We start from the raw sequence: 23,844 nt of genomic DNA, 5'->3' as shown, positions 1-23,844 counted from the left end.
ATCTTACGGACAGCGCGGATCGCGCTGCGGCGCGCCGCTGCCACGTTGCTGCCAGGTGCCGTCCGGGGCTTGGTACATCTCGCCCGGCGAAGTGCGCGAAATGGCGAGGCATCCGGCGGTGAAGGCATATTCCTCCAGCGTGGCGTTGTTCGCCTGCGCCTGTTCGGCATAGACGGCGCGGCGGCGGTTGTTGATGTCGTTCACCATGTCGCGCAGCGCGGGCGTCGCTGCGCCCACGATGCCGAGGTAGCCGTCCATCTTCTCGCCCACCTGCCCGGCTTCGCGCGCGGACTGGTAGGCAGGGTCGCGCTGGGCGGCGGCGGGCGATGCAGGCAGCCCCAGCATGGCGGCGGCACCGGCGACTTTCAGCATGGTCATGGCACTGGTCATTTCATTCGCTCCCCAAGGGCACGCGATCAGAAGATCGCGGAATTGTCTTCAATGGTCTGCTCGGCATCGTCTGCCAGGCGATAGATCACTTCCTGCGTGATGTTGATGTTCAGCTCGATCACGATCGGCTCGTCCGGTGCTTCCAACGTGATGCACCCGCCAAGCATGACCGTGGCCGCCATCGCCACCACCGCGACCATATTGCGCCCTGCCCCTCTCATGCGGGGATTATGCGCAGCGCAGCCGCAATTCGTCAATTTCGTCGTGGTCATGGCACGGGTTCGCTTTCCTGGGGCTGAATATCGGGGTCATCGGGTTCGAGCGCCTCGCGCAGGAGACGCTCCTCTTCCGCCTCGGCGGCGGCGTCACGTTCATCGACGGCCTGCTGGTTCACCGAAACCTGCAAGCGCACGCCTTCCTCGGTCACGAGACCGATGGAGCGCGGATCGCGCACGGCGGAAGGATCGTAGAGGCTGCGCAACGAGGTGATGAGCTGGTAGAACGGCGCGCGGATATTGATGCGCAGTTCGATCGGCAGGTCCGCCACGGCGCGGGTAATGAAATTGCTCTGCGCCGTCTCGCCCTGCCCGATCCCGTCGAACCGTACCCGCGTGACGAGTTCGCCCGTCAGCGGCCCGTCCATGTAAATCTCCATCCGGTCGTATTTCAGGTCACGCAGCGCGCTGAACGCGTAGTTGGCGAAGAAGCCCATGTCCTCGTAAGTCAGTTCGCCGATGTAGGCGACATTGCCGCCGGGCGGACGCGAGGTGAGCACGCCGTTCTCCAGCCTGCCGTTGCCGTTTTCATCGAAGATGATCGGCACGACGCCGTCGAACACGCCGTTGGCGGCAAGGTTGCCCAGTTCCATGTTCTGCACGAATTGCGAGGCTTCCAGCCCCTCGATCACCATGATGTAGCTACGCACTTCGGATGCGCCGAAGCGGATATCGACCGGACGCATCGTCAGGGTGCCGCCCATGAAAGGCCATGTGCCGCCGCCCAATTGCAGAAGTTCGCCGCCGCTGATCCGGTATGTCACGACGCCATCGTAGATCTCGATGCCGGGGTTCACCGCGTCGATGGCCAGGCGCTGGTCCGGAGCGGTAGTGAGGCCCAGTAGGTCCGTGAATTCGATGGTGCCGCGCGCGCCTTTTACCGGACCGAACGGCGCGGCAACGTCGACGCCGTCGGTCGAGAAAGTGCCGGAAGACATCACGCCCTCCGCATCCCAGTCGATCCGCCCGGTCCCGCTCACGCTGCCCTGCACGTCGCTGACTATGCCAAGTGCGAGGCAGGTGAGCCCGCGCGGGCGCAATTCCGGAGCCGCGCCATTCCGGCACTGGCTGTAAGACGGCGCGGGCTGGAACGTGTCGTCGAAGATCAGTTCTTCGACGATCAGGTCCGCATGGCCGGCGCTGGTGGCGAGATCGTGCGCAATGCGGACACGGGTGACGGGACGGTCCAGCACCGGCTCGCGCAGCACGGCGTCGGCGGTGATCAGGTTGTCGAACAGCGAGAGACTTGCATCGCGCGCAACCAGCGGTTCGAAGCGGTCCACTTCTTCGCGATCTTCAACACGCAGCGCGCCCTCCGTAATGCTCAGGCGGTCATCAGCATAGGTCCAGGTGCCAGAGGCATCGCGGATATCGAGCGGAACGGAAGCGAGAAGAACGTCGGCCCCTGCGAAATCCCCGCCGATATTGTCAGCAGAGAGCTGCGCGCGAAGGTCTGTCACGGTGAAACGCTGGGCACTGCCCTGCGGACCGAGGCGGATATCGAGATTGCTGGCCGAGAGCGCGCCGGGCCAGGCAACGCCCAGGGGCCCTGAACGCACGGCGATTGGCGTTTCGGCAAATTCGCCTCTCAGATCGAGCGCGTTAACCCCGGCGGCGAATTGCAGTCCGGCACTGCCAGAGCGAAGAATCGGGCGGCCCGATGGCGGGCAGAGCGTCAGAGACTCGCGCCCCAGTCGCAGGTTCGCGACTGTCAGCCTATCGAAGCGCACATCCCGGCAGCCGCGCCACAGGCTGAGCGAGCCATCGGCGGAAAGGGTAGCGTCGATCGGCAGCACCAATCCGGAAACCGTGCCACCCGGTATATCGCCACTTGCGAGGGCTCGCCCGTTTAGCGCGAGTTCCCCGCCCCGCCCCTGCAGCAGGCGCATGTCGGACAGCGCCAGGCTGGCCCCGCCCGCTGTATACTCGCGCATGGTCATGCGCAGTTCGAGTGCGCCGCCCGGCGTTTGTTCCATCCGCCCGGCGATACGTGGCAGGCCCGCACCGCCGGTCTGGAAATTGCCCGAAAACCGCGGCAGTCCGCCCTCGCCTGTTACCACTTGCCCGCGAGACAGGGCCAGCAATGTCTCATCGCTGCCGCCGCGAAGCCGGGCGTCAGGAATCGTCAGGCTAGCCCGGCCATCACGCTGGCGAGCGTTGAAAGTTGCCGCGAGCTCGCTCCCCCTCAGGTCCCTCGCCAGATTGAGGCCGATGCGGTTGAGCAGCGGCGCCAAAAGGGTGCCCTGCGTGGCATCTGCGGCGTCTGCGATGGCATCATTCACCTCGGGCCCCATGCGCAGGTCTTCTCCGGCAATCTCACCTTCGACCTCGGCCTGGGCGAAATTGTCGAGCGCGCGGATCCGGCCCTCCATCTCGAGGCTGCCGATTGTTGCCCAGGGCGTCTCGGCTTCGGCAGCAGCGACATCGTAACGAACGTTCAGGTCACCGTCACGCCAGGTGAACCGGCCATCCCCGCGGAGCGCGGCCTGCATATCGGCGACGGCGACCGACCCGGCGGCGAAATCGAGATCGCCTTCGTATTCCACGAGGTTTCGCTCGGCCTGCAGGTCCAGCTGCACGCCCGCATCGCGCACGGCCAGGCCGCTTCCTTCGCAATCAAGCGCGGCGAAGCGGACAGGTCCGCGAAACTCGGGCCGCTCCGCATCGATGGCAATGCGGCCGTAGAGCGTTGCACCGTCCGCCGCGCAGTCGCCGATCGCCAGTTCGGGAGCGGCGACGGCGAGTTCGCCTTCAAAACCGCCACGAAGGTGTCCGCTGCCCGAAAGTTTCATCCCGACACGGCCGTAATCGGTTTCCATCAGAGCGCGCCCATCGTCCACGGCCAGGCGCATGGCGGGGAATTCGAACGGTGCGTCGCTGCCGGTGAAGATGAACGAATCAAGCGCGCCGAAACTCGCCTGTCCGTCCCGGTAAGTGCCGAACAGGCGCGGCCTGGTAAGCCGAACCTCGCGGATATCCGGCAGGCCGAGGCGCGGAGCGATCCGCACCTCGATACGCTCTACTGTCAGGTCTGGCCGCTGCGGATCCCCGATAACGACATTGGTGAGGACCTGGCGGCGCGCCGAGATCTGTTCCACGTCGTAGGTCGCAGGGATGCCCCGGTCGGAAAAGGTATCGGCGATGAAATTGTCGGCGATCTCCTCACGCCGCAGCCACATGACGACCAGCGCAACGAGGACGACGATGACGGCCACGCGGAAGCCCGCTCGCAAAGCGCGGCGCGTGCGACCCTTCGGACGGGCGTTTCCGGTCTCTTGCGGAGCGTGCGCCATTGCACGGGCACACTTGCGCGAGAGCGGAGACAAAGGCAATGCATGGCGTGAGGGGGTCGCGCCGAAACGTGTCGCAGGATATTCAAAAGTCGGACAAATCGGGTGCTTCAGGGCACCGCGCCCGGCTGCGCGAACGCCTGCTGGGCGGTGGGGCGGAGGCGTTGGCCGACTACGAAGTGCTAGAATACCTGCTGTTCGGGGCACTGGCCCGAGGTGACACGAAGCCGCAGGCAAAGGCGCTGCTGGCACGCTTCGGCACGCTGGCGGGCGTACTGAATGCGGAACCTGCGGCCCTCAAACAGGTGAAGGGCGTTAGCGATGCCAGCGTCGGCATGATCAAGATCGGCGCGCTGATCGCCCGGCGCATGGCCCGCAGCGAAGTGCAGGACAAGCCGGTGCTGGGTAGCTGGCAGGCTTTGCTGGACTATCTCGCCATCGACATGGCGCACCTCAATACAGAGCGTGTGCGGGTGCTATACCTGAATGCGCGCAACCGCCTGCTGCTGGATCACCATTTCGGCGACGGCACGGTGGACGAAGCCGCGATCCACCCGCGCGAGGTGATCAAGCGCGGGCTGGACCTTGGCGCTTCGGCCATGATCCTGGTGCACAACCATCCCAGCGGCAACCCGGAGCCAAGCCGCGCCGATATCCAGATCACCCGCCGCATCGCCGATGCAGGCAGGCCGCTGGGCATCACCGTGCACGATCACGTAATCGTAGGACGCGAGGGGCACGTCTCCATGCGCGCCAAGGGGCTGATCTAGATTACGGCATCCAGATTACGACAGGGGCGAGGCGATACCGTGCCGGGCGTAGAAATCATCAAGGTGCGGTGCCATGCGAAGGGCCATCGTCAGGTCGGCCTCCGCCCCGTCGATGCCGGCGTGCATCTTGGCAAGTGCGCGTAGGTAAAGCGATTCGGCGAGGCCCGGAGAGATCGCCAGCGCCCCGTCGAGATCGGCGATCGCGCCTTCGTAGTCGCCCTCGCGGAACCGGACCAGCGCCCTGCTGTCCAGCGCAGCGGCGGCATTGCTGGCACGCTCGATAGATCGCGTGCAAACGTCCACGGCATCGTCCAGCCCGGTGTTCCACAGGCCGCGGAACCAGCAATCGGCATTCAACGCATCGGCGCTTTGCGGGGCCTGCGCCACAGCATCGGACATGAACGCCTCGGCATCCTCCAGCTTGCCTTCCGCCGCAGCGATGGTGGCAAGGGTGGAATAGTGCCAGATGAGATCGCCATCTGCGACGGCCAGCGATTCCATCAGTTCACGCGCCTCGTCGTGGCGACCTTCATATGCGAGCATTTCCGCGACTTCGCGTGCTACGCCGTTATCGGGATCGAGTTCGTAAGCCGCCTGCATGTCGGCCAGCATCGCGTCTCTGTCGCCCTGCGTCCGGTGCAGCCAGGAACGTGAACGGAAGGCCCACGAAGAGGGCTGCTCTTCCACCAGCACATCGAAATCGGCCATCGCCGCGTCGAAATCGTATATCGAGCGCAGGAACAGTGCGCGCGCGATCAGTGGCTGGAAGTCATCCTCCTTCGCAAAATCGATGGCCCGGTCGTAGGCATCGAGCAGCGGGGCCGCACGTTCGAACCGCTCCGCATCGGGCAGTTCCCAACGCCAGGTCACGCTTTCGGGCGGCACGAGTTCGAGCGTATTGCTGCTGATCTGGCGCGCGGCGCGGCGCGCTTCGGGCAGATCATCGGCCGCGATTTCGCCGAGCCGCGCGAAGGTTTCGCCCGTCGCCAGCAGTTCGCTGCCATCGATGCTGGCCGTGCGCGTGATGCGCAGGTTGCCAAAGCCCATTTCAACATCGCGCTCCCCTTCCAGGGAGAAGCCGTTGCCGTCCTGCGGCAGGACCATGCGCATGCCGAATTCCTGGCGCATCGGGCCAGGTGTTGCCACGGGAATGTCGCGCCAGGCAGGGCGCGCACGATTGGGATTGAATTCGTTCACCTCCTCGCCCGGCTCCACGCTTGAGCGCAGGCGACCATCGACCCACTGGAATTGCGGCTGCGTAACGCCTTTCACCACCACGGTGGCAACGGCGTCGTCCTCGTCGTAGTCGATCGTCAGCGAACTGACCTGCATCGCCATGGATTCGTCACCGGCGAAACTGTGCGCCAGGGCCTGCAACATCGCCGGATCGTCGGCATCGACCATCGCCTGCATCTGGGCCGCGGCCGGACCGCTGAAGTCGATGTCGAGCGTTACCAGTGCAGGGAAATCGATCCCGGCGGAATGGTCCATCGTGATGTTGGCGCGCATTTGCGGCACGGCGAGGTCGCGCTGGGTCATCGGGATCAGCTCGGCCCCGCCTTCCCGCAGCGGCAGCGCGTAGTGGAACGGCGGCACGTTGGCGAGCGTGGCCAGCCGGGTGGCGGAACTGGTGCCGTCGAGCCAGTAATCCGTGCCGTCGATCATGGCGTGGACGATCACGTGATCGAACGCGGCGGGCAGCGGCAGCAATTCGGGCACGGCATCGCCCATCTGCGAACTGACCAGCACAGGTTCTGCGTCAATATCCATCTCGCGCAGCAGGGCGAGCAGTAGCACGGTCTTCGCCTTGCAATCGCCGTAGCGGATGTCCCACGTTTCCTCGGCGGATTGCGGCAGGTAGTTGCCGCCATCGAGGCCATTGAGCAAGTAGCTGACTTCGTCTTGCACCAGCCGCACGGCGCGGGCGGTGCGATCCAGCGGATCGTCGGTCTGCGACATGATTTCGCGCGCCAGCCGGGCCACGTCCGAATCGGCGGCGATGGTTGCCGCCTCGTCGAAATGCGGCGCCATCGTTGCGGAGACTTCCTGCCAGTCTGCAAAGCTGCCGGCACGCAGGATTGCCGGGCGGTGATAGCGGCGCGGTGCGTCGTCAGGTACGGGGTCCGGCTCTGCCAGTGGCAGGTCGACGCTGAGGTAGCGATAGCCATTGCGCAATTCCGGCTCCGGCAGGTCGACGGTGTCTTCCACGCCCCAGTAGATTTCCTCGTCTGCCGGCCAGCTCAGCGTGGCGCGGGCAGTGCCCACCTGCCACGGTTCTGTCGGCAGGTATTGCGTGGCCTGCACCTCGTCTCCCAGAGCCTGGTCATCGGTCGAAACAGTGCGCGAGATGCGCAGCACGTCGCCTTCGCGCAGGCCCGGAACGGAGACGGTCGCCGTGAGGCTGCCGTCGAGCAGGCGCTGCTCCAGCCCCTGCTCGCGCCGCAGCACGTCGAAGGTAACGCCCTGTTCGAGCAGGTCGATCACTTCGCCGTCGCGGTGGATTTCCATGCGGTGGACGATAAGGTCGCCCTTGTCGGGCAGCCATTCCAGCGTCTGCGTGTTCGCCTGCATCAGAGACTGCGGATTGTCGATGCGCTGCACCCAGTCGATGTAGCCCCAAGCCACGCCGTCCTCCAGTCGGTGCTGCCAGTCGTACAGCAGGGTTGCAGGGCCATCCTCCGCGATCAGGCTCGCCACGTCGGCTTCGTCCACCCACGCAGGCGCCGGTTGGTACAGCGGCTCCTCCCCGGCATATGCGGGCGCGCTGATGGCAATGGCCACGAGCGGGAGGGCGGAGATGGAACGGTGCATGAATTTCCCCTGTTGATCGCACGCGGTTAGCGCCGCGATGTTACTGTATTCTCATCACGAACCGGTTTCGATTGCAACGGCGGTAAACGGGTGTCTTGCCAATCGCAGGCGCAGGCCCTAGCCGCCCAGCGATATTCCCAGCATAGAACAACCGGAGTTCACGATGGTCCCCCGTTACGCCCGCCCCGCCATGACCGCCATCTGGGAGCCCGAGACCAAGTATGAGATCTGGTTCCTGATCGAAGCGCACGCGACGCAGAAACTTGCCGAACTGGGCGTGGTGCCCGAAAGCGGCGCGAAAGCTCTATGGGATTGGTGGGCGACGAACCCGAAGATCGACGTTGCCGCCATCGACGAGAAGGAGCGCGTGCTGAAGCACGACGTGATCGCGTTCCTCGACTGGGTAGCAGACGAAGTCGGCCCCGAAGCGCGCTTCATGCACCAGGGCATGACCAGTTCCGACGTGCTGGACACGACGCTGGCGGTGCAACTGGCGCGCGCCACGGATATCCTGCTGGAAGACCTCGACGCGCTGCTGGATGCGCTGAAGCGGCGGGCGGAAGAGCACAAGTACACCGCCACCATCGGGCGCAGCCACGGCATCCATGCAGAGCCGACAACCTTCGGCCTTAAGCTGGCACAGGCCTATGCCGAGTTCGACCGTTGCCGCTCGCGCCTGCAGGCTGCCCGCGCCGAAATCGCCACCTGCGCAATCAGCGGCGCGGTGGGCACCTTTGCCAACATCGATCCCAGCGTTGAGGAATACGTCGCCGAAAAGCTCGGCCTGACGGTGGAGCCGGTTTCCACGCAGGTCATCCCGCGTGACCGCCATGCCATGTATTTCAGCGTGCTGGCCGTCATCGCTTCCTCGATGGAACGGTTGGCTGTCGAAGTGCGCCACCTGCAGCGTACAGAGGTACTGGAAGCAGAGGAGTATTTCTCCCCCGGCCAAAAGGGCTCCAGCGCCATGCCGCACAAGCGCAACCCGATCCTGACGGAGAACCTGACCGGGCAGGCCCGCATGATCCGCGGCTATGCCATCCCGGCGCTGGAAAACGTGGCCCTGTGGCACGAACGCGATATCTCGCACTCGTCGGTCGAGCGGTTCATCGGGCCCGATGCCACCATCACGCTGGACTTCGCGCTCGCCCGCCTGACGGGCGTGGTCGACAAGCTGCTGGTCTATCCGGAGCGAATGCAGAAGAACCTCGACAAGATGGGCGGCCTCGTCCACTCGCAGCGCGTGCTGCTGGCGCTGACGCAGGCCGGCATCACCCGCGACAACGCCTATCGCCTGGTGCAGCGCAACGCGATGAAGGTCTGGGAATCGGACGGCCAGATGTCTCTGCTGGACCTGCTGAAAGCCGACGAGGAAGTGACTGCGGCGCTCTCCGAGGAACAGCTCGAGGAGAAGTTCAACCTCGACTATCACTTCAAGCACGTCGACACGATCTTCGCCCGCGTTTTCGGGGAGTAAGCCGCAGCGCCCTTCCCTTGGCCCGATTGCTGCCCTAGCATCGCGGCCAAAGCGAAACGGACAGAAGAGAGAAGCCGATGCAGATCGTTCGCACCGTCATCTGGGTACTGCTGCTGGTAGGCCTGTTGCTGTTTTCCATCGCCAACTGGGACCCCACCGTCACCGTGCGGATCTGGGATGGCATCGTGGTGGACACCAAGATTCCCGCAATCGTGATCGTGTCCTTCGCCATCGGCTTCGTGCCGATGTGGCTCTATCACCGGGCGAGCAAGTGGCGCCTCAATCGCAAGATCGCCAGCCTCGAGAACGCTGCTAGAACCGCTGCCGCAACGCCCGTTGCGGTGAGGCAGGACCACGAGGAAGAGCCGGTGAGCACCGAACCCGATGTGCGCGCCGATCCCGATACGCCTTTGAAACCCACCACGCGCGAACATATCGGCCCCGAAGCGACGACCACGGAGTCTACCGAGGCGGACAAGCCCGGCCCGCTTTTCGGCAGCGACGATCCCAAGAGCGACAAGCCCGGCAGCGAGAGCGAAACCAAGGCATGAGCAATCCCGTTTACCTCGCGCTGGACGTGCCGCAACTGGACGCGGCAAAGGCGCTGGTCGAGAAGGTGAAGGGTCACGTCGGCGGAGTAAAACTGGGGCTGGAATTCTTCTGCGCCCACGGCACGCACGGCGTGCACGAGATCGCCCACCTCGGCCTGCCCATCTTCCTCGACCTGAAGCTGCACGACATTCCCAACACCGTGGCGGGTGCCATGCAGTCTCTGCACGTGGTGGAGCCTGCCATCATGACCGTCCACGCCAGTGGCGGACGCGCGATGATGGAGGATGCCAAGGCGGCGGCGGGCGAGAACACCAGGGTCGTCGCCGTCACCATGCTCACCAGCCTCGACGAGCGCGATCTGGAACGCACCGGCGTTCAGGGCACGCCGCACGATCACGTGATGCGGCTGGCCGAACTGGCGCAGGACAGCGGACTGGACGGGATCGTATGCTCCGGTCAGGAAGTGAAATCGGTCCACAAGCAGTGGAAGGACGGCTTTTTCGTCGTTCCCGGCCTGCGCCCCGGCGGCAAGGCGACAGGCGACCAGAAGCGCGTCGTCACACCGCGACAGGCGCGCGACGATGGTGCATCGGTGCTGGTGATCGGTCGCCCGATCAGCCGCGCCGACGATCCGTTGCAGGCTGCCCGCGAGATCGAGGCGACCCTTTAGGAATATTTCTGCGAACGGCGGTGACGGCTTAACCCTTCACCAACCGTCTCGCTGTCACTAAGTCACCTGTATGCCAGACCAGCTCATCAAGATTTGCGGCCTCAGCACAGGCGAAAGCATCGACGCCGCGGTGAATGCCGGCGCGACTCACGTCGGCCTCGTTCATTTCGAGAAATCGCCGCGCCACGTCTCGATCGCAGATGCCGCAAAGCTGCGCGCCCGCGTGCCGGACCATGTGAAGGTCGTGCTGCTGACTGTGAACATGGAGCCGAAGCCGACGGCGGAAGCGCTACAGGAAATCCAGCCCGACGTGCTGCAACTGCACGGCTCCGAAAAGCCCGAATGGCTATCGCTGCTGCGCGACAAATCGAACCTCGAGATTTGGAAGGCGGTCGGCGTTAAGGACCGCGCTTCGCTGGAGCGGGCGGCGAAGTTCAAGGACTGCGCGCATCGCCTGCTCTACGATGCGGCGGGCGGGGCCCTGCCCGGCGGCAACGGTCTTGCGCTGGACTGGCGACTGCTGCTGAACCATCGGCACGTCCTGCCCTGGGGTCTTGCTGGCGGGCTTGGCCCGCACAACGTCGCCGATGCCATCCGCTACACCGGTGCGCCGCTGGTGGATGCCTCCTCCGGCCTCGAAAGCGAGCCCGGCAAGAAGGACCCCGCCAAGATCGCCGCTTTCTGCAAGGCCGCGAAAGAGGCGCGCGCGAAAGCGGCCTAGGGCTTTCGACTCGCTGGACTTGGCCGCACGGCTCTGCCAATCGGCAGGCCATGACCGAGAACAAACCCAATTCCTTCCGCAACCAGCCCGACGATCGCGGGCATTTCGGCCAGTTCGGCGGCCGCTACGTCGCCGAAACGCTGATGCCGCTGATCCTCGACCTCGAGCGTGAATACAACGCCGCCAAGGTGGACCCAGCGTTCAAGGAACAATTCGACGACCTGCTGGAGCACTACGTCGGCCGCCCCAGCCCGATGTATTTCGCCCCGCGCCTAACGGAAGAACTCGGTGGCGCGCAGATCTGGTTCAAGCGCGACGAGCTGAACCACACCGGCGCGCACAAGATCAACAACTGCATCGGCCAGATTTTGCTCGCCCTTCGCATGGGCAAGACGCGCATCATCGCGGAAACAGGCGCGGGCCAGCACGGTGTGGCGACGGCCACTGTCTGCGCGCGCTTCGGCCTGCCCTGCGTAGTCTATATGGGCGCAGAGGATGTGCGGCGGCAGTCGCCCAATGTCTTCCGCATGAAGCTCCTCGGAGCGGAAGTGCGCCCCGTCACCGCCGGGCGTGGCACGCTGAAGGATGCGATGAACGAGGCGCTGCGCGACTGGGTCGCGAACGTGCACGACACCTTCTACATCATCGGCACCGCCGCCGGGCCGCATCCCTATCCCGAGCTTGTCCGCGATTTCCAGAGCGTGATCGGCAAGGAGGCGCGTGCCCAGTTGCTCGCCCGAACCGGCAAGCTGCCGGACCTGCTGGTGGCGGCCATCGGCGGCGGCTCCAACGCCATCGGCCTGTTCCATCCTTTCCTCGACGATCCATCGGTGAAGATGCTGGGCGTGGAAGCGGCAGGCCACGGCCTCGACGGAGACGAACATGCCGCCAGCCTCGCAGGCGGCTTCCCCGGCGTGCTCCACGGCAACAAGACCTACCTGCTGCAGGACGAGGACGGCCAGATCACCGAAGGCCACTCGATTTCGGCAGGCCTCGACTACCCCGGCATCGGTCCCGAACACGCCTGGCTGAAGGAAACGGGCCGCGTGGAATACACCCATGCCACCGATACGGAGGCGCTGGAAGCCTTCCAGCTGCTCTGCCGTACAGAGGGCATCATCCCCGCGCTGGAACCTTCGCACGCCATCGCCGCCATCACCAAGGTCGCGCCGACCATTCCGAAGGACGCGATCATCTGCGCGAACCTGTGTGGGCGCGGCGACAAGGACATCTTCACCGTGGCGGAGGCGCTTGGGGTGGAGATGTGAGCAAACTGTTCAAGAGAGCCTTGATTTATGCCGTCTTGTGGACTGCCTGGATGTTCTGTCTTTTTTCGTTGATGGAATGGATTGGTTGGTGGACCAGCAGCGCAAAAGGCCTCCAGTTTTGGCTTATGATGGCAGCATCGATGACGGTGCTGACTCTTATCTCCATTCCGCTGGACGAACGGTTTAACAAGCGCCGCGACCACAGGAAGCGCATGAAAAAGCGCAACTTTCAGTGAATACCCTCTCCATCTCCGTCACCCCGGCCCCCGAGCCGGGGTCCAGCTTACTTCAGCGCAACATTCGAAGAAGCAGGACCCCGGCTCGGGGGCCGGGGTGACGACTTTAGAGGTACTTCCACATGAAATTCTCCCTCGCGCGAGCCGGAGTATTCTTACTCATCGGCCTGCCAATAGGCTTCATCCTCTCGGCCCTCGGCTTTGCCGTCACCGGGCAGGAGATAAGCGCGCCGCAGATTGCGCCGTTCGCCGGTGGAATTGCCATTGTGATTGCCGCGGCAGCGGGGCTATGGCGCCCGGCATCATGACCCGTTTTACCGATACCTTCTCCCGTGGCCCCGCGCTCGTCTGCTTCATCACCGCAGGCGATGGGGACACCGCCGCCAATCTCGATGCGCTGGTCGAAGGCGGCGCCGACGTGATCGAGCTTGGGATGCCCTTCACCGATCCGATGGCCGATGGCCCGGCGATCCAGGCCGCGAACATTCGCTCGCTGACCGGGGGTACAAAAACCGCCGACGTGCTGCGCCATGCCAAGGACTTTCGCGCCCGCCACCCGGACGTTCCGCTGGTGCTGATGGGTTATGCCAACCCGATGATCCGGCGCGGGCCGGAGTGGTTTGCCGATGCGGCCGACAAAGCGGGCGTCGATGGCGTGATCTGCGTCGATCTCGCGCCCGAGGAGGACGAGGACCTCGGCCCTGCCCTGCGTGACAAGGGCATTGCGCCCATCCGCCTCGCCACGCCGACCACCGACGACGCGCGCCTGCCCATGGTGCTCGATAAGTCGGCAGGCTTTCTCTACTACGTCTCCGTCGCCGGAATTACCGGCAAGCAGCAGGCCGCTGTCGACACGATCGAGGCCAATGTCAGCCGCATCAAGCAGCATACCGACCTACCAGTCGCGGTCGGCTTCGGCGTGCGCACGCCCGAACAGGCCGAGGCGATTGCCAGGGTTGCGGACGGCGTCGTTGTCGGCTCCGCGCTGGTGGAGATCGTCGCCGAGCATGGGGAAAACGCCCCGCAGCACCTTCGCGCATTGGTCGAAAAACTTGCCAATGCGGTCCATTCTGCCCGATAGGCCCCATCCATGAGCTGGCTAACCCGTGTCCGAGAGCGCCTGCCCTTTGGCAACAAGCGCGAATCGCCCGACAATCTGTGGATCAAGTGTCCGCGGTGCACCGAGATGGTGTTCCGTACCGAGTACGAGCAGAACATGAGCGTCTGCCCGCATTGCGATCACCATGGTCGCATCGGTGCCGACAAGCGCCTGTCTCAGGTGATGGACGAGGGCAGCTTTGAACTGCTCCCCTCGCCGCAGGTGACCGAGGACCCGCTGCGCTTCAAGGATACCAAGCGCTATACCGACCGGCTGAAGGCCGCCCGCGCCAGCAATCCGCACGACGATGCCTTCACCGCTGCATTCGGCACGATCGAAGGGCAGAAGGCTGTCGTGGGTGTGCAGGATTTCATGTTCATGGGCGGCTCCATGGGCATGGCCGTGGGCGATTCGTTCTGCAACGCGGCACAACGCGCGCTGGATGAAAACTGCGGCTTCATCTGCATTACCGCCGCTGGCGGGGCGCGGATGCAGGAAGGTATCCTCTCCCTGATGCAGATGCCGCGCGCCACGGTAATGACGCGCCGCCTGCGCGAGGCAGGCCTGCCCTACATCGTCGTGCTGACAGACCCGACCACCGGCGGCGTCACTGCAAGCTACGCCATGCTGGGCGACGTCCATATCGCAGAGCCCGGTGCGCTGATCGGCTTTGCAGGCCAGCGCGTGATTCAGGAAACCATTCGCGAGCAGTTGCCCGAAGGCTTCCAGCGCGCGGAATACCTGCACAAGCACGGCATGGTAGACATGGTTGTGCACCGCAAGGACCTGCGCGAAAGGCTGTCGCAGTTGCTGGAGTATCTCACTCCGGCGAAAGCTGCCTGAGCCTTTCCCACGCGACTCTTGCGATGAAAGACTTCGCCATTTCCGATAACGAGGACGTGCAGCGCCAGCTCGATCGGCTGGGCGCGCTGTCACTGCCGCAGGGCCGCATCGGGCTGGACGTGATCCGTGAACTGCTGGCGCGACTGGGCAATCCGGAAAAGCATCTGCCGCCGGTGTTCCATGTGGCGGGCACCAACGGCAAGGGCTCCACCTGCGCCTTCCTGCGCGCCATGCTGGAGGCCGACGGAAAGACCGTCCACGTTGCCACCAAGCCGCATCTGGTGCGCTACAACGAGCGTATCCGCGTGGGCGGAGAGCTGATTTCCGACGCCATGCTGGCGAGTCTGCTGGAAGAAGTGCTGGATACGGCGGAAGACCTTTCGCCCAGCTTCTTCGAAGTCACCACGGCGGCGACGTTCCTCGCGTTCTCGCGCGAGCCTGCCGATGCCTGCGTTATTGAAGTCGGCCTTGGCGGGCGCTTCGATGCCACCAACGTGATGGAGCGGCCCGCTGCCTGCGGCATCGCCTCGCTCGGCATCGATCACGACCAGTTCCTGCTGACCGAAGACCCCGACGCGCCCGATCCCAAGGCCAACCCGATGGTCCGCATCGCCTTCGAGAAATCGGGCATCGCGCGCGCCGGTTCGCCGTTGGTGATGCAGGGCTATTCGCCCGATGTCGCGGCCGAGGTGGAGCGCCGCGCGGGCCTTGCCGGGGCACCGCTGCGCATGCGCGGTCATGACTGGTGGGCCGAAGCAGGATCCGATGCCATCGCCTACCGCGACAGGCACGGGCAACTGGACCTGCCCTTGCCCACAATGCCCGGCGCGCACCAGTCGGACAATGCCGCGCTGGCAGTCGCCATGCTTCGCCATCAGGACACGGTGCCGGTGTCGGCAGCCGCCATGGCCGAAGGTATTCGCAACTGCCGCTGGCCTGCGCGCCTCCAGGAGCTGGGCGATGGCCCGCTCACCGAACTGCTGCCTCAGCGCGGGTTCCTGCTGGATGGCGGGCACAACCCCGATGCGGCCAATGCCCTCGCCCGCTATCTCGAAGCGAAGGCGCAAAAGCCGGTCGATGCGATTATCGGCATGATGGCGGCAAAGGATGCACGCCGGTTCCTGGCGATCGTTGCGCCGCATATCGATTCGATCACGGCGGTGCCGATCCCCGGCAACGATTGCGTCGCGCCAGAAGCCCTCGCCGAACTGGCGCGGGAGGCCGGTATCGCGAATGTCACGACCGCAAACGACGTGCCCGCCGCCGTACGCGCCATGAGCGAGACGAGCGAAGGCACGGTGTTGATCTTCGGCTCGCTGTACCTTGCAGGCAAGGTGCTCAGCCTGAACCGGGAGCTTCCGGACTGACAGCCTTCTTCGGCTGCAGCTTGCGCACTTTCATCGTGTACCAGCTTGCGATGCCGACAATCAGCATCAGGCCACCAAAAAGCGTCAGGTCCCACCAGGCGCCATCATAAGCGTCCTTGAACTGCCAGAATGCGAGAAAACCGAGAATGGCTATGCCGACCCCGGTTCCCTTCGGCACCATCAGCCGCGCCCCGCATCCCTTGCATGTGAATGGTTTGCCCATTCCCCAGAACAGCAGCGTTAACGGCGCGTCCCTCCCACAGTCGGGGCAGTAGGGGTCGGGCTTTCTCGCCATGGCTATTCCGCCGGTTCGGGTGCGGCTTCGTGGCGATCGGGCGTGACCACGCCGGACTTAGCCCCGGCGCGGCTCACACGTATCCATTCGAACACGCACAGCACCACCGCCACGAAACCGATCAGTGTGGTTAGGATGAAGACGTCGTAATAGCCGCGGTCTTCGATCATTTCGCCCAGCGCGCCGCGTCCAAGAGTGCCGACAAGCAACGTGAGCGATGAAAGCAGAGCATACTGCACGGCGGAGTATTTCTTTGAGACGATGGAACTAAGCCAGGCGACGTAAGCAGCGCCCGCGATGCCGATGGCAAGATTCTCCCACATGATCGTGAATGTCAGGCGCGGCAGACCCTCGGAGCCGAACGGAGCCATGAAATTGATCAGCGAAGAAAAACCGATGAAATCACTGGCCGCCTGCATGTTCGCGCCGCCGATTGCCATGTCGGCATAGAGAAGGTTCGTCAGCGCCGCGATCAGCGCGCCCAGCGTCAGCGTTGCCATGCGCCCGATCACGGTGAGCAGATAGCCGCCGAACGCCAGCCCGGCGATAATCGCGCCAACGCCGAAGAACTTGGAAGCGAAGGCCACCTCGTCGTTCGTGTAGTTCAATTCACCGAGGTAGAACGGATAGGCGAAGGTACCCCAGATGGCGTCGCAGATGCGATATGTCAGCACTAGCGAGAGGATCAGCACCAGCGACCAGCCCATGCGGCCAACGAATTCCACCAAGGGCATCACCAGTGCGCGGTAGAGGTGATCGACTGCGTAGGAATTGCCCGCGCGTTCGGAGAGGTCCTCGGTCATCACGTTCTCGCCCTTGGCCTTTTGAGAGGCGAGCCAGCCCGCGATCAGCGCGGGGATCACCACGGTCGCCACGATGATCCACGGGCCGTAGTTGAGCGTGAAATCGGTGGGATTGGGCCGGTCCTCCGGCGGGTAGGCCAGCGACATGAACATGAAGGTGAGCACCACGCCGATTGCCAGCGCCCAGAGCAGGCCGACAGCGCCCAGCGCCTTGGCCCGCACTGATGGTTTCAATTCGCCTTTCCTGCGCAAGCTCAGCAGCAGGTCGTCGGTTACCGTGCCGTCCACGTTTTCGCCCGCCTTGCTGTCCGGCGCGAAAAGCCCCGCGATGCCGATCGCGAGCAGGATGCCGCCCATCAGCAGGTAGGTCTGCGGCCAGCCGATGCGCGCGGCGATAATCAGGCCCAGCGCGCCGCCGACCAGCGCGGCGAGGCGGTATCCCATCTGGTAGACCGTGGAGAGGATATCGAGCGTCGCCTCCTCGTCCGCCACGTCGATCCGCCAGGCGTTGATGGCGATATCCTGCGTGGCGCTGGCCAGCGCGCCGATACCGGCAAGCAGGCTGAACCAGCCGATCGCTTCGTTTGTCGGGTTCGACAGCGAGAGCGCGATCAGGATAACGCCGAGCAGGATCTGCGAAGGCACGATCCACTGCTTGCGCCGCCCCAGCTTGCGGAAACCGGGGATCGAAACCTTGTCGATCAGCGGGGACCACAGGAACTGGAAGGCATAGGCAAGCCCGATCAGGGAGAAGACGCCCATCGTCTCCAGTTCCACCTCAGCCTCGGACAGCCAGGCGTAGAGCGTGCCCAGGAACAGAGCGAACGGCAGGCCGCTGGCAAAGCCGAACAGCGCCATGTAGCCGCTCTTGGGGTTCTTCAGCGAACGGGCCAGCGTGCGCCAGCCGGGCTTGGATTTCTTTGTATCGGCGGCCGCTTCGGCCATAAATTGCTCTCCGCTCTGGTGCCCGTCGTGTCGGTCTAGCTGTAATCCACTGCAATGGAAGGCTGGATGAACGGCCCATCAACGACTAAGGCCCGGCGAATGTCCCAGGAAGAACGCCCAGAGGGTGACCGCATCGCCAAACTGCTTGCCCGCGCAGGCGTTGCCAGCCGCCGCGAGATCGAGCGCATGATCGACGATCGCCGCATCAAGATCGGCGATGAATTCGTCACCACGCCCGCCACCTTCCTCACCAGCTTGCGGGGGGTGACGGTGGACGGCAAGCCTGTGGCCAAGCCGGAGCGCACGCGCCTGTTCGCCTTTCACAAGCCCACCGGCCTGCTGACGGCGGAGCGCGATTTCTCGGGCCGTCCCACGATCTACACCGCGCTGCGCAACGCTCTGCCCAAGGACACCCCGCGCCTGATGCCGATCGGGCGGCTGGACATGAATACCGAAGGACTGCTGCTGCTCACCAACGATGGCGAGTTCAAGCGGCTGCTGGAACTGCCCGCCACGGAAATCCCGCGCACCTATCGCGCCCGCACATTCGGGGATGTGACGCAGGAACAGCTGGAAGATCTGATGGACGGCATCGAGATCGAGGGGATGCGCTATGCGCCCATCGACGCCAACCTGGAACGGCGCACGGGCCGCAACCAGTGGATCGAAGTGACGCTGACCGAGGGCAAGAACCGCGAAGTTCGCCGCGTGCTGGAACATCTCGGCCTCGAAGTCAGCCGCCTGATCCGCACCGCCTACGGCCCCTTCGGCCTGGCAGACCTGCCGCGCGGCGCGGCGCAGGAAATTCGCAAGGAAGATATCGAACGCTTCCGGAGCAGCCTGAAATGAGGATCATCGCAGGCGACTGGAAACGCCGCCAACTGCGCGCTCCAGCAGGCGAAGCCACGCGCCCCACGGCAGACCGCACGCGCGAAACACTGTTCTCCATGCTGGTAAGCCGCCTCGGCTCGTTCGAGGGACTTTCGGTGGCAGACCTGTTCGCAGGCTCCGGCGCGCTGGGGCTGGAGGCACTTTCGCGCGGGGCGGACAATTGCCTGTTCGTGGAGCAGGACGCCGCCGCGATCCGCTGCATCCGGCAGAACATCGCCGCCTTGCGCGCACAGCAGCAGTGCGAGGTGGTGGCGGGCTCTGTCATGTCGCTCGGTCCGGCCAAGATCGCGCGCGACCTTGTGCTGCTCGATCCGCCCTACGGCACCAATGCCGGCGCTGTGGCGATCGACCGGCTTGCGCGGCTCGGCTGGATCGGGCCTGCGACGTGGGTCGCGCTGGAAGTGGGCGCGAAAGACGATGTGAAGATCAAGGCGCTCGATATCGAGAGCGAGCGCAAGGTCGGCCCGGCGAAGCTGGTCCTGCTGCGCTGGCCCGAAGTCGCGGCCTAGCCCTCGGCGTCTTCCGATTCCTGCGCGGGCGCTTCGATCGGCAGATCGCCCTCGATCTCGCTCGCGGGCCTGCCGGGCCAATAATCGATCGGCACGCCGCCGAAATCGAGGCCGGCCTCTCGCGGATTGATGCAGTCGTCCTGCTGCCCTTCGCGGCACACCTCGACTTCGTAGCCGTCGACGCGGATACGCGTGGCTCGTCCGTCTTCGTCACGCTCGATCACTTCGGCCTGCGGCTTCTCCTCAGCATCGTGGTTGTCAGCCAAGGCCGGGGTCCCGATGCACAAGGCGATCACAGGCAGGGCAATTGTAAATTTCACGGCGCTTCTCCTCACAGCACACGGACATTGCCTACCATAATCGACGAAGGGCCGCCCGGTTTCCCGGACGGCCCCTCAAGGTCTTTCACGAACGGTCAACTGTTACGAGCTGGCGGGTTCACCCGGCCAGTAGTCAAGCGGACGGTCAACACCGGGGCCACGCTGTCCGGCGGCCCATGCGTTGATGCAGTTATCGTCCGCATCGCTTTCGCACACGGGATACTCACCCTGATGCGGGGCCGGTGCGTTCTGCACCACGGCATTGCTCACGAAGCGCATGTCGGAGGTGCTGGTGGGAGTAGCTGCCTGCCGTGTCGCGGCATTACCATCTTCCAGTTCGGCCACCTGCGAAAGGACCGAGTTCCATGCAGCACTCCGCTGTTCGGGGGCCTGGATCTGGAAGATCGTGGCGCGCTGTTCGTCATTCAGATACCACCAGGCGTCCTGCTGCTGGTCGTTCAGCGACCAATAGTAGCCGCGAAGGGCGTCGTTCCAGCCGAAGTACATGGTCTGCTGGTCTGCCGAATAGGTATCGAACTCGGCCTGGTCGGCGGGGCTGAGTTCATCATACATCATCTGCTGATCGGCAGTCATTTCGCCGCTTTCATGGTGATCGGCCATGGCAGGCACGGAAATCATCGAAAGCGCGGTTGCGGCGGCCAAAAGTGTCTTGTTCATCACTGGTCTCCTGTGTCGGTTCGCGTCGTTGCGATTGCCGATAAAACGGGGTGAGACGTGCGCCTGTTCCGAGAAAACGCGGTTCCCCAGTTCGTCGCTGGCCTTGCACGGCGCGCCCCTGTTCCCTAGTTGTTCACCAGTGACCCAGTCCCCCTCCACATCCGATTCACTGCCCGCAGAAAGCGCGCCCGAATGGCTCGCGCACCTCAACCCGCCGCAGCGCGATGCCGTGCTGACCACGGAAGGGCCGGTGCTGATGCTGGCAGGGGCCGGCACGGGCAAGACAGCTGCCCTTACCCACAGGCTCGCCCATATCGTGCGGGAGCGGCTGGCCTGGCCCAGCGAAATCCTTTGCGTCACCTTCACCAACAAGGCCGCGCGCGAAATGCGGGAGCGTGTCGGCACGCTGACCAACGGCGCGCTGGAGGGGATGCCGTGGCTCGGCACGTTCCACTCGATCTGCGCCAAGATGTTGCGCCGCCATGCCGAACTGGTCGGGCTGGAAAGCAACTTCACCATCATCGACACCGATGACCAGTTGCGCCTGCTCAAGACGCTGATCCGCGAGGCAGAGCTGGACGAGAAGCGCTGGCCGCCGCGCCAGCTTGCCGGGCTGATCGACAGCTGGAAGAACCGCGGCCTCAACCCGGAGGATCTGACGGCGGTCGACAACGAGAGTTACGCCAACGGCAAGGGTGCGGAGATGTACCGCATCTACCAGGAGCGGCTGAAGAGCCTCAACGCCTGCGATTTCGGCGACCTGCTGCTGCACATGCTCAACATCTTCCGCCGCCACACGGACGTGCTGAAGAGCTACCAGCAGCGCTACAAGTACATTCTGGTGGACGAATACCAGGATACCAACGCCGTGCAGTATCTGTGGCTCCGACTGATGGCGCAGGAGCGCAAGAACATCTGCGTGGTGGGGGACGACGACCAGTCCATCTATTCCTGGCGCGGCGCGGAAGTGGCGAACATCCTGCGCTTCGAGAAGGATTTCCCGGGCGCGAAGGTCGTTAAGCTGGAGCAGAACTATCGCTCCACCCCGCAGATCCTCGCGGCTGCCAGCGGGCTGATCGAAGCGAACAGCCAGCGATTGGGCAAGACCCTGTGGACCCAGTTACCCGAAGGACAGAAGGTCCGCGTGATCGGCGTGTGGGATGCGCCCGAGGAAGCCCGCCGTGTGGGCGAGGAACTGGAGCGGCTGGAGCGCGAGGGCCTGTCTCTGGAACAGGCCGCGATCCTCGTGCGCGCGCAGTACCAGACCCGCGAGTTCGAGGACCGCTTCATCCAGATCGGTCTCTCCTACCGTATCATCGGCGGCTTCCGGTTCTACGAGCGCGCCGAAATCCGCGATGCGCTGGCCTATTTGCGCGTGATCGCCCAGCCGGCGGACGACCTTGCGTTCGAGCGTATCTACAACCAGCCCAAGCGTGGCCTCGGCGCGAAGACGCTGGAGAAGATGTATCAGCACGCCCGTCGCACCGGCCAGCCATTGGCGGCCGCCGCTCTGGAATTGGCCGACAGCGACGAACTGCCCGCCCGCGCCCGCAACACCATCGCCGCGCTGATGGGCGATTTCCTGCGCTGGCGCGAGATGAGCGAGGCGGTCAGCCCTTCCGAGCTGATACGCGCCGTGCTGGAGGAATCGGGCTACGACGCGATGCTGAAGGCCGATCGTTCCGCCGAGAGCGCGGGCCGTGCGGACAACCTCGTCGAACTTGCTCGCGCCATGGAGGAATACGAAACGCTCGGCGATTTCCTCGAGCACGTCAGCCTCGTGATGGACAACGATGCCAACGACGACGAGGACAAGGTCACCATCATGACCATGCACGCGGCCAAGGGGCTGGAATTCGATCACGTGTTCCTGCCCGGCTGGGAGGAAGGCGTGTTTCCCTCGCAGCGGTCGCTCGACGAAGGCGGCCTCGCCAGCCTGGAGGAAGAGCGCCGCCTCGCCTACGTCGCCATCACCCGCGCGAAACGCCGCTGTACCATCCTGCACGCTGCCAACCGGCGCATCTACGGCCAGTGGAACAGCTCCATTCCCAGCCGCTTTATCGAGGAATTGCCCGAAGAGCATATCGAGCAGGAAACCACGATGACGGGCGGCAAGTCGCTATGGCAGGCCAACTGGAGCGAGAGCGAGGATCCCTTCGCGCACGTTTCCACCAGCCGGCCCGACCGTTCCAGCGCGCGGGGCCCCGGCTGGCAGAGGGCGCTCGCCACGGGCTACGAAACCAAGCCTGCCCGCCTCAAGGAACCGGGCCGCAGCGCCGCCAGCTTCGCCGCGAAGCCGCGCACCGATGTCGAGATCGGTGCGCGCGTGTTCCACGAGAAGTTCGGCTACGGCGAAGTCATCGGGCAGGAGGGTAACAAGCTCGAGATCGATTTCGAGAAGGCCGGGACCAAGCGCGTGATCGACAGTTTCGTGACGCTGGCGCAGTAACGCCGCGCCCGTCCGCAAAATCTTCCCAACTAGATATTTGTTATAGCGTCTGGCCCGGTTCGGGTTATCAGGCGGGAGGATCAACATCGGCGGGGTGGGAAATTGCGGCAGGACGATCGCGACATCATCGATTCCTTTGGACGGGAATCCATACCAGACATCTGGAAATTTCTCGCCGCGGTGCGCCGACGCTTCCAGTTATCCGAGGAGGAAGCTGGCCTGTTGCAGGACGCGATGCGGGAAACCGCCGTGTTCGCGCCCGGCGAATATATGGTGCGCGAGGGCGACAGGATTCGCTACTCGTCGCTTATCCTCGAAGGGTTCGCCTGCCGCTGCAAGGACAACCCGGACGGCGTTCGCCAGATCATGGAAGTCCAGATTCCCGGCGATTTCGTGGACCTGCATTCCTACCCGCTCGAGGTTCTCGATCATGGCATCTGCGCGTTGTCGGAGTGCCGCATCGTAAAATTCCCGCACGCTGAAATCTCTCGCCTGATCGACGAGAGCCCTCGCCTCGCAAGGATCATGTGGTTCACCACGATGGTGGATGCTTCCATCCACCGCCAGTGGATCGTCAACATCGGTTCCCGCTCCGGCAAGGCGCGGATCGCGCACCTGCTGTGCGAGCTCTATCACCGCTGCAAGGTCGTGGGGCTGACCACGGATCATTCCTACTGGTTGCCGCTCAACCAGACGCAGATCGGCGAGTGCCTGGGCTTCACCCAGATGCACGTGAACCGGATGCTGAAGGAACTGCGCGAACAGGGGCTGGTGACGTTCCAGTCCCAGAAAGTGCAAATCCACGATTGGGAGGGCCTTTGCGAACTCGCCCAGTTCGATCCGAATTACCTCTACCTGACCCCGCGCGAGGGCTGATCGCGAGGCTGCAACGCGGTTACAGCGTGTAGAGGGGTTTCAGCGACCAGGACTTGTCGGCGTGAAGGCGAATTTCGTAGTCGCGGCTTCGCCAGCAGCGCAGTTCGACCTCGCCGACACCGAAATGACGGCTTGCGATGCCGATGGCTTCGACGATATCCGCTGCCTCGCAGATCATTTCCTCGATGATCGTGCTGTCGGGCCGCATTCCGCGCAGCCGAAAGCTGTTCTTCACCGGCGCTCCGCCGCTGCCCTTGACCCCTTCTGTCCTGAACACCTGCGTCCCCCTTTGCGCGACCCCGACGCCAC

General features: G+C 64.3%; 24 protein-coding genes. 15 read left to right on the top strand and 9 right to left on the bottom strand.

Annotation, left to right across the window (positions count from 1 at the left end; translation table 11 throughout):
- Positions 1-3: 3 nt before the first annotated feature.
- The 3 genes from D4Q51_RS13380 to D4Q51_RS13370 are packed head-to-tail and all read right to left on the bottom strand — an operon-like array spanning position 4 to position 3,958.
- The gene (locus D4Q51_RS13380) at positions 4-390 is read right to left on the bottom strand and encodes a YdbL family probable chaperone protein (protein WP_120078336.1); all 387 of its coding nucleotides are present in this window, start codon (positions 388-390) and stop codon (positions 4-6) included.
- Between the two features lie 26 nt (positions 391-416).
- Entirely contained in the window at positions 417-611 is a 195-nt protein-coding gene (locus tag D4Q51_RS13375; protein WP_240624743.1) for a YnbE family lipoprotein, read from the bottom strand.
- A 47-nt stretch (positions 612-658) separates the two neighbouring features.
- Positions 659-3,958 (bottom strand): intermembrane phospholipid transport protein YdbH family protein, encoded by a 3,300-nt coding sequence (locus tag D4Q51_RS13370; protein WP_120078334.1) that lies wholly within the window; start codon positions 3,956-3,958, stop codon positions 659-661.
- Between the two features lie 68 nt (positions 3,959-4,026).
- Between D4Q51_RS13370 and radC the strand changes: the two genes are divergently transcribed.
- Positions 4,027-4,725, top strand: a complete 699-nt coding sequence (radC, locus tag D4Q51_RS13365; protein WP_240624742.1) for a RadC family protein — start codon at positions 4,027-4,029, stop codon at positions 4,723-4,725.
- Between the two features lie 15 nt (positions 4,726-4,740).
- Here the strand turns inward: radC and D4Q51_RS13360 are convergent, their stop codons facing one another.
- Positions 4,741-7,536 (bottom strand): DUF3857 domain-containing protein, encoded by a 2,796-nt coding sequence (locus D4Q51_RS13360; RefSeq protein WP_120078332.1) that lies wholly within the window; start codon positions 7,534-7,536, stop codon positions 4,741-4,743.
- Positions 7,537-7,699: 163 nt separating this feature from the next.
- Here D4Q51_RS13360 and purB point away from each other — a divergent pair, with 163 nt between their 5' ends.
- The 10 genes from purB to D4Q51_RS13310 all read left to right on the top strand — a co-directional run bounded on the left by purB (position 7,700) and on the right by D4Q51_RS13310 (position 15,769).
- Complete coding sequence (gene purB / locus D4Q51_RS13355) at positions 7,700-9,013, top strand: adenylosuccinate lyase (RefSeq protein WP_120078331.1); 1,314 nt, start codon at positions 7,700-7,702, stop codon at positions 9,011-9,013.
- Positions 9,014-9,090: 77 nt separating this feature from the next.
- Positions 9,091-9,564 carry a LapA family protein gene (locus D4Q51_RS13350; RefSeq protein ID WP_120078330.1) on the top strand — a complete coding sequence of 158 codons (474 nt, stop codon included), beginning with the start codon at positions 9,091-9,093 and terminating at the stop codon, positions 9,562-9,564.
- Positions 9,561-10,235 carry an orotidine-5'-phosphate decarboxylase gene (pyrF, locus tag D4Q51_RS13345; RefSeq protein ID WP_120078329.1) on the top strand — a complete coding sequence of 225 codons (675 nt, stop codon included), beginning with the start codon at positions 9,561-9,563 and terminating at the stop codon, positions 10,233-10,235. The genes D4Q51_RS13350 and pyrF overlap by 4 nt, the downstream gene beginning before the upstream one ends.
- Before the next feature lie 70 nt (positions 10,236-10,305).
- Positions 10,306-10,956, top strand: a complete 651-nt coding sequence (locus D4Q51_RS13340) for a phosphoribosylanthranilate isomerase (protein ID WP_120078328.1) — start codon at positions 10,306-10,308, stop codon at positions 10,954-10,956.
- A gap of 50 nt (positions 10,957-11,006) precedes the next feature.
- Positions 11,007-12,224 (top strand): tryptophan synthase subunit beta, encoded by a 1,218-nt coding sequence (gene trpB / locus D4Q51_RS13335; protein WP_120078326.1) that lies wholly within the window; start codon positions 11,007-11,009, stop codon positions 12,222-12,224.
- Positions 12,221-12,460: a hypothetical protein gene (locus tag D4Q51_RS13330; RefSeq protein WP_120078323.1), complete on the top strand. Its 240-nt coding sequence runs from the start codon at positions 12,221-12,223 to the stop codon at positions 12,458-12,460. Before trpB ends, D4Q51_RS13330 begins: the two co-directional genes overlap by 4 nt.
- Positions 12,461-12,582: 122 nt before the next feature.
- Positions 12,583-12,768, top strand: coding sequence for a hypothetical protein (locus D4Q51_RS13325; protein ID WP_120078320.1), 186 nt, complete (start codon positions 12,583-12,585; stop codon positions 12,766-12,768).
- Positions 12,765-13,541 carry a tryptophan synthase subunit alpha gene (gene trpA / locus D4Q51_RS13320; protein ID WP_120078762.1) on the top strand — a complete coding sequence of 259 codons (777 nt, stop codon included), beginning with the start codon at positions 12,765-12,767 and terminating at the stop codon, positions 13,539-13,541. Before D4Q51_RS13325 ends, trpA begins: the two co-directional genes overlap by 4 nt.
- Before the next feature lie 9 nt (positions 13,542-13,550).
- A complete protein-coding gene (gene accD, locus D4Q51_RS13315) occupies positions 13,551-14,402 on the top strand; it encodes an acetyl-CoA carboxylase, carboxyltransferase subunit beta (RefSeq protein ID WP_120078317.1) in 852 nt (283 codons plus the stop codon).
- Positions 14,403-14,425: 23 nt separating this feature from the next.
- Positions 14,426-15,769, top strand: coding sequence for a bifunctional folylpolyglutamate synthase/dihydrofolate synthase (locus tag D4Q51_RS13310; RefSeq protein WP_120078315.1), 1,344 nt, complete (start codon positions 14,426-14,428; stop codon positions 15,767-15,769).
- Here the strand turns inward: D4Q51_RS13310 and D4Q51_RS15800 are convergent.
- Complete coding sequence (locus D4Q51_RS15800; RefSeq protein WP_162925333.1) at positions 15,741-16,064, bottom strand: hypothetical protein; 324 nt, start codon at positions 16,062-16,064, stop codon at positions 15,741-15,743. The genes D4Q51_RS13310 and D4Q51_RS15800 overlap by 29 nt on opposite strands.
- Positions 16,065-16,066: 2 nt before the next feature.
- Positions 16,067-17,812 carry an AmpG family muropeptide MFS transporter gene (locus D4Q51_RS13300; protein WP_120078310.1) on the bottom strand — a complete coding sequence of 582 codons (1,746 nt, stop codon included), beginning with the start codon at positions 17,810-17,812 and terminating at the stop codon, positions 16,067-16,069.
- Between the two features lie 99 nt (positions 17,813-17,911).
- Between D4Q51_RS13300 and D4Q51_RS13295 the strand changes: the two genes are divergently transcribed.
- Both D4Q51_RS13295 and rsmD read left to right on the top strand, forming a co-directional pair.
- Positions 17,912-18,661 carry a pseudouridine synthase gene (locus D4Q51_RS13295; protein ID WP_120078308.1) on the top strand — a complete coding sequence of 250 codons (750 nt, stop codon included), beginning with the start codon at positions 17,912-17,914 and terminating at the stop codon, positions 18,659-18,661.
- Positions 18,658-19,212 (top strand): 16S rRNA (guanine(966)-N(2))-methyltransferase RsmD, encoded by a 555-nt coding sequence (gene rsmD / locus D4Q51_RS13290; RefSeq protein WP_120078306.1) that lies wholly within the window; start codon positions 18,658-18,660, stop codon positions 19,210-19,212. The genes D4Q51_RS13295 and rsmD overlap by 4 nt, the downstream gene beginning before the upstream one ends.
- Here rsmD and D4Q51_RS13285 read toward each other — a convergent pair.
- Both D4Q51_RS13285 and D4Q51_RS13280 read right to left on the bottom strand, forming a co-directional pair.
- Complete coding sequence (locus D4Q51_RS13285) at positions 19,209-19,532, bottom strand: hypothetical protein (RefSeq protein WP_162925332.1); 324 nt, start codon at positions 19,530-19,532, stop codon at positions 19,209-19,211. The genes rsmD and D4Q51_RS13285 overlap by 4 nt on opposite strands.
- Positions 19,533-19,634: 102 nt before the next feature.
- On the bottom strand, positions 19,635-20,210 hold the full coding sequence (locus tag D4Q51_RS13280; protein ID WP_120078302.1) for a hypothetical protein: 576 nt from the start codon (positions 20,208-20,210) through the stop codon (positions 19,635-19,637).
- 169 nt (positions 20,211-20,379) lie between these two features.
- On the opposite strand from D4Q51_RS13280, the gene D4Q51_RS13275 reads away from it, so the two are divergent.
- Both D4Q51_RS13275 and D4Q51_RS13270 read left to right on the top strand, forming a co-directional pair.
- Positions 20,380-22,659: an ATP-dependent helicase gene (locus D4Q51_RS13275; protein WP_240624809.1), complete on the top strand. Its 2,280-nt coding sequence runs from the start codon at positions 20,380-20,382 to the stop codon at positions 22,657-22,659.
- 102 nt (positions 22,660-22,761) lie between these two features.
- Entirely contained in the window at positions 22,762-23,535 is a 774-nt protein-coding gene (locus D4Q51_RS13270) for a Crp/Fnr family transcriptional regulator (protein ID WP_120078296.1), read from the top strand.
- Positions 23,536-23,554: 19 nt separating this feature from the next.
- Here D4Q51_RS13270 and D4Q51_RS13265 read toward each other — a convergent pair whose 3' ends face one another.
- Entirely contained in the window at positions 23,555-23,812 is a 258-nt protein-coding gene (locus tag D4Q51_RS13265; protein ID WP_120078291.1) for a hypothetical protein, read from the bottom strand.
- Positions 23,813-23,844 lie beyond the last annotated feature (32 nt).

This window comes from Aurantiacibacter odishensis, assembly GCF_003605195.1.
In the GTDB taxonomy this organism is placed as follows: Bacteria; Pseudomonadota; Alphaproteobacteria; order Sphingomonadales; family Sphingomonadaceae; genus Alteraurantiacibacter; species Alteraurantiacibacter odishensis.
The sequence above is the reverse complement of the archived record's forward strand: the minus strand, read 5'-3'. Positions and strand labels throughout refer to the sequence as shown.